Annotated in this window: 8 protein-coding genes; 6 read left to right on the forward strand and 2 right to left on the reverse strand. The window is 69.4% G+C overall.

The window, feature by feature from the left end:
- Window positions 1-183 (forward strand): hypothetical protein (locus tag QK444_RS31845; RefSeq protein WP_282785778.1); only part of this gene is annotated, 183 nt, incomplete at its 5' end.
- Here the strand turns inward: QK444_RS31845 and QK444_RS31850 are convergent.
- Window positions 172-672 (reverse strand): MarR family transcriptional regulator, encoded by a 501-nt coding sequence (locus QK444_RS31850; RefSeq protein WP_282785779.1) that lies wholly within the window; start codon window positions 670-672, stop codon window positions 172-174. The two genes, QK444_RS31845 and QK444_RS31850, sit on opposite strands and share 12 nt — an antisense overlap.
- Before the next feature lie 118 nt (window positions 673-790).
- Here QK444_RS31850 and QK444_RS31855 point away from each other — a divergent pair, with 118 nt between their 5' ends.
- Window positions 791-1732: an EamA family transporter gene (locus tag QK444_RS31855; RefSeq protein ID WP_282785780.1), complete on the forward strand. Its 942-nt coding sequence runs from the start codon at window positions 791-793 to the stop codon at window positions 1730-1732.
- Between the two features lie 269 nt (window positions 1733-2001).
- Window positions 2002-2640, forward strand: a complete 639-nt coding sequence (locus QK444_RS31860) for an NAD(P)H-binding protein (RefSeq protein WP_282785781.1) — start codon at window positions 2002-2004, stop codon at window positions 2638-2640.
- Between the two features lie 159 nt (window positions 2641-2799).
- Here QK444_RS31860 and QK444_RS31865 read toward each other — a convergent pair whose 3' ends face one another.
- The gene (locus QK444_RS31865) at window positions 2800-3534 is read right to left on the reverse strand and encodes a S1 family peptidase (protein ID WP_282785782.1); all 735 of its coding nucleotides are present in this window, start codon (window positions 3532-3534) and stop codon (window positions 2800-2802) included.
- Between the two features lie 144 nt (window positions 3535-3678).
- Between QK444_RS31865 and QK444_RS31870 the strand changes: the two genes are divergently transcribed.
- The 3 genes from QK444_RS31870 (at window position 3679) to QK444_RS31880 (ending at window position 5482) form a co-directional block, all read left to right on the forward strand.
- On the forward strand, window positions 3679-4440 hold the full coding sequence (locus QK444_RS31870; RefSeq protein ID WP_282785783.1) for a MerR family transcriptional regulator: 762 nt from the start codon (window positions 3679-3681) through the stop codon (window positions 4438-4440).
- Window positions 4441-4518: 78 nt separating this feature from the next.
- On the forward strand, window positions 4519-4986 hold the full coding sequence (locus tag QK444_RS31875) for a hypothetical protein (RefSeq protein WP_282785784.1): 468 nt from the start codon (window positions 4519-4521) through the stop codon (window positions 4984-4986).
- A gap of 289 nt (window positions 4987-5275) precedes the next feature.
- On the forward strand, window positions 5276-5482 hold the full coding sequence (locus tag QK444_RS31880; RefSeq protein WP_282785785.1) for a hypothetical protein: 207 nt from the start codon (window positions 5276-5278) through the stop codon (window positions 5480-5482).
- Window positions 5483-5524 lie beyond the last annotated feature (42 nt).

Here is a 5524-nt window from a genome sequence, read left to right on the forward strand (position 1 = left end):
CTCGCGCCGGGCACCGCCGCGCCGGGTACGGCGGCGGGCGCATCCGTACCCGGTGCGGCGGCATCCGCTCCGGCAGGCGGGGCTCCCGCGAGCGACCCGGCACCGCGTGCCACGGTCGTGGACGTGCCCGGCCCGACGGTGGTCGGCGAATCGGTGCCGCTGGGCTACGGCTCAGGTGAGTGAGGTGTCGCCGAGCGATTCGGCGAGGGTGCGCAGCAGCTTCACCAGTTCGTCGCGGTCCTGACCGGACAGGTCGGCGAGCAACCGTTCCTCATTGGCGACGTGCAGCGGTAGTACCTCGTCGACCAGGGCGCGGCCGCGGTCGGTGAGCTGAACCCGGACCGAGCGCCGGTCGACCGGATCGGGCACGCGCACCACCAGCTCCTTGGCGGCGAGTCGGTCGATGCGGTTGGTGATCGCGCCCGAGGTGATCATGGCCGCCCGGTTGAGCGCGCCCGCGGTGAGTCCCTCCGCGCCGCCGGAGCGGTGCAGGGTGGCGAGCACGTCGAACTCCCAGCGCTCGAGCCCGTGACCTTTGAAGAACTCGGTGAGTTCGCGGTCGAACACGCGGGCCAGGCGGGTGATCCGGCCGACCACGGCCATGGGGGAGGCGTCCACGTCGGGGCGCGTCGCCCGCCATGCGGCCAGGATCTGGTCGACTGCGTCGGCCATCGCCACTCCTCTCGAGGGAAATAATCTCAACATCAAGATACTTGACGCTGAAGTACATAGGTGGTTTTATTTCAACGTTGAGATTATCAGCGTTGAGGTTAGTAATGGGAGTGAAGAGATGACCGCCACCCGCGCCGGAGCCGCCTACACCGGCACCCTCGCCCTGACCGCCCTCGCCCCGCTGGTGTGGGGATCGACCTACATCGTCACCACCGAATTCCTGCCGCCGGACCGCCCACTGTTCACCGCCCTCATGCGCGCCCTGCCCGCCGGACTGCTGCTGCTGGCTGTCACCCGACTCCTGCCGCGCGGCGAATGGGTATGGCGCGCAGGGATTCTGGGCCTGCTGAACATCGGCGCATTCTTCCCGCTGCTGTTCCTGGCGGCCTACCGGCTGCCCGGCGGCGTGGCGGCCGTACTCGGTTCGGCCCAGCCGCTGTTCGCGCTCGGGCTCGCCGCCCTGCTGCTCGGTGAGAAGCCGACGGCCCGCAAGATCTCCGCCGGGGTGATCGGCCTGGTCGGAGTGGCCCTGGTGGTCCTGAAGGCCACCGCGGTCCTCGACACCGTCGGCGTGCTCGCCGGCCTGCTGGGCGCGGCATCCATGGGTGCGGGCACCGTGCTCACCAAGCGCTGGGGCCGCCCCGCGGGCGTCGGACCGCTCGCCCTCACCGGCTGGCAGCTCACCGCGGGCGGACTGGCGCTGCTGCCGCTGGCGCTGCTGGTGGAGGGAGCGCCGCCCGCCCTGGACGGGCGTGCCGTCACCGGCTACCTCTACCTGGGCCTGCTCGGCACCGCCGCCGCCTACGCCCTCTGGTTCCGCGGCCTGAGCCGCATGCCCGCCAGCTCGGCCGCCCTGCTCGGGCTGCTCAGTCCGGTCTCGGCCGCCGTCATCGGCTGGATCGCGCTCGGCGAGGCGCTCAGCCCCATTCAGCTGCTCGGCATCGTCATCGCACTCACCGGCACCCTGCTCGGCCAGCTCGGCGCCGCGCCGAAGCCCGCGGTGCGGGCGGAGACACCCGCCGTACCGGCAGTCACGCCGCGCACGCTCAGTCGCACGTAGCGGCCGCCTCCCGGTCCGGCGACCCGGTTCGGCCGACAACGGGAGACCGCCGCATCCGGCGGATCTCACCTGGCGGCCGCTCGCCGGGCTGCTGCCGACGCGGACTACTCGAAATGGCGAACGTGACCGGGCGGCTGCGCATCCCACCGTCCGGCAGCCCGCGTGCTTCCGCCGGTCACTGCCGGAGCCGAAGCCGCCTGTAGCAAGTCCCCCCCGAACGCCGGGCGGGAAACCCACAATCCCAACCAATTCCGAAAGGTTCGACAGCTATGCACATCACGGTATTCGGAGCAGCGGGCGGCGTCGGGAGCCGCGTCGTCACCGAGGCGCTGGGACGCGGTCACAGCGTGCGCGCGGTGTCGCGCAATCCCGAACGGCTACAGGGACTTCCGGCGGACGTCGAGCGGCGGGCCGGGGACGCCTCCGACCCGGAACAGATCGCGTCCGCCAGCGTCGGCAGCGATCTGGTGATCAGCGCGACGCGGCCGGTACCGGGGCGTGAGCACGAACTCGCCGAGGTCGCGGCGGCCCTGCTGAAGGGCTTGACCGGCACCGGGATTCGGCTGCTGGTGGTGGGCGGCGCGGGCAGCCTCACCGTCGCGGGCACCGGGAAGACCCTGCGCGAACAGCCGGACTTCCCCGCCGCACTGCAACCGATCGCCACCGCCTGCGATCGGCAGCTGGACGTGTTCCGGGCCGCCGACGGCTCCGTGGACTGGACCTACCTGAGCCCCTCGGCCCTGCTGGAGCCCGGCGCGCGCACCGGCCGGTTCCGCCTGGGCCGCGACGAACTCCTCGTCGACGACGCGGGCGACTCCGGCATCTCCATGGAGGATCTGGCGGTGGCCCTGCTCGACGAGGCCGAGCGCCCGCAGCATTCCCGTACCCGATTCACCGCTGGCTACTGAGCGAAAACGTTTGGGGGCGAAGCGAGCTGAGTGCGGACACGAACCGAGCCCGAGACAAGTAGAGCCCTGAACAAGTAGAGCCCTGAAACAAGCTGGAGCCCAGAGACGAGCAGAGCGCCCCTCCGAAGCCGGAGGGGCGCTCGTATCGGCGCGGTGCGGTCAGAACACGCGGAATCCGGCTCCGACGCCGCCGCGGCGATCGACGTCCGCCAGCACCAGGGTGATATTGGTGGACACCTCCGGCCGGTGGATGAAGTCACCCTGGCCCGCGCAGGCGCCCGGATCGATGGACACCGGGCCGATCTGGACTTCGGAGCCGGCCACGATCATGCCGACCAGTCGATCGCCCAGCAGTACCGGACCACCGGAATCGCCCTGGTCGGCGCATACCTGGCTGCGGAAGTAGCCCGGCTTGGTCTCCCACACCACACCGCAGGTGAAGCCGGTGGTGCGCCCGTTCTTGCAGACGTTGTCCCCGATGTTCGGCGGCGCGCCGACACCGTTGATCACCGTCTGCGCCACCTGCCGGGTGGGCGCCACCCGCTCGGGATCGAAGGCGATGACCGCCCAGTCGTTGCCCGCGCTCTTCTCCGCGATCACGCCGATGGTGCCGCTGTCGATGGAGTACTCGGCGGCGATGCGCGCCCCGACCTCGCCGCAGTGCCCGGCGGTCAGGCCGACCAGGCGGTCGTCCCGGTCGAAACCGATGGCGGTGAGCGTACATTCGCCGATCGTGGTGGGGTCGTCGAGCTGTTCGACATAGATCCCGGAGCCACCGCCCAGGACCGCCGCGGGCGCCGCCTCTGCGGCACCGGCGGTGAGCACGGAGCCCCCCAGCGCCATCGCGGCCACGACCGCCCAGCGAAGTATCCGGGCACGGCCGATCGCAATCATGAAGTTTTTCCCTTCCCCCCAAGAACCTGGTGGAGCAGATAGTGCGAAAAGTTCGTGGTCAGGAGCATACTGTAAAGGCTTGACCTTGACGTAGCGTCAACTTGCATCCTGGATTCCGTCGATGCGAAACGAAGGAGAAAGGACGTGACGGCGACAACCGAATGGTCCATCCAGGACCTGGCCAAGGCGGCCGGGACCACCAGCCGGACCCTGCGGCACTACGGCCAACTCGGCCTGCTGCCGCCGAGCCGGGTGGGCGCCAACGGTTACCGCTATTACGACCAGGACTCCCTGGTGCGACTGCAACGCATCCTGCTGCTGCGCGAACTCGGCCTCGGCCTGCCGGTCATCGCCGAAGTTCTCGCGGGAGAACGGGATACGAGCACCGCACTGCGCACGCATCTGGATCTGCTCCGGCAGGAACAGGACCGGATCGCGCGCCAAATCGCCTCGGTGAGAACAACATTGCGCAAAACGGAAGCAGGTGAGCAACTCATGGCAGACGAAGTATTCGACGGCTTCGACCACACGCGGTACAAGGACGAGGTCATCGAGAAGTGGGGCCGGGAGGCCTACGAGAGCGGCGACCGCTGGTGGCGGGGGCTGAGCGAGGCCGACAAGCAGGCCTTCCAGCAGACCCAGCTCGATATCGCCGCCGACTACGGCCGGGCCCACGCGGCCGGGCTGCCGGTCGACAGCGAGGAGGTCCAGGCCATCACCCAGCGGCACTACGAGTGGGTGACCGTGGGCTGGCAGGGCCGCTGCCCCGAGGCCGAGGCGTTCGTCGGTCTCGGCGAAATGTACGTGGCCGCCCCGCGTTTCGCCGTGAACTACGACAAGCACGGCGCGGGCACCGCGGCCTATGTGCGCGACGCCATGAAGGCGTACGCCGACGCCCGGTTGTAACAGCGGAAACGGGATCGCCTCCCGTGCGCGGCCGCAGGTAGAGTGCGCGCCGTGAATCCACGGGAGGGGACCAGGTAGATGCATCCGTCCAGTCCGCGCGCGTACGCGCCGCCGCGAGCGAACCCCTTCACCGGCATCGCCGGCGGCGTGCTCGCGGCGCTGGGCGGCCTGACACACGGCCTGCTGGCACTCGCCGCCGGATTCGTTCTGCTGGCGGGCTCGGACCTGGTGCCTCCCGATCAGGACCCGGAACTCGCCACCCAGGCCGAGCTGGGCAAGCCCGACGACGCGATGCTGACCGCCGCTCTGCTGATCCTTCCGGTATCGCTCGTGGTGGCAATAGGTTTGATCACCGGAACGGTGCTGCTGTTCAGCCGTCTCGCGGCGGGTCGATACACCATCATCACCATCGCGACCATCGCCCTGCTGCCCTGGCTGGCGGTCATGCTCGCGGGCCAGGCTCTCGGCGCCATCGGCGTCCTGTTCCCCTTGACCACCGTGGTCCTCACCGCCTGGGCCAGCACCGGCCACTGGCTCCGCGAATAGTAATTGCCAAGGAATAGCGGAGATTTCATTTCGCATCCCGCACCGCGGTATTGCCGGCCGGTCATTCCAGCCGGCTGTCGAGGCAAGACCCCGAAGTCTTGGGCAGTTGACCGAAAAGGTGCAATGCGGTGGCTACCATTTCTGTGTGTCGGTCGAATCCACAGGTGGTGTCGATTCTCCGATCTGTGATAGATGTTCTGCCATCGGAATCGATCATGACTCCGATCACCTGGCGGGGGGCGGGAGTTCCCTCCGCGCAGTGGGAGAACGCATTCCAAGGGGAATCTGTATGAAGAAGTTTGCTGCCGCCGGTTTCGCCGCTTTCGCGGCCGCGGGAATCATGATCGCGGGCGCGGGTCTGGCCGCCGCGGACGAGGGTGACGGGGGCACCGGTGGCGGCGCCGGCGGCACCGGTTCCGCGTCGCAGCTCACCGAGGTGATCACCGCGCTGATCACCGGCAGTGCCGGGAGCACCCCGGGCGGCGGCGACGAGTAATTCGGCCGGTCCCGGGCAGGACGACAGGCGGGTGGGGGGGGG

This window comes from Nocardia sp. CC201C (genome assembly GCF_030010695.1).
Lineage (GTDB): Bacteria > Actinomycetota > Actinomycetes > Mycobacteriales > Mycobacteriaceae > Nocardia > Nocardia otitidiscaviarum.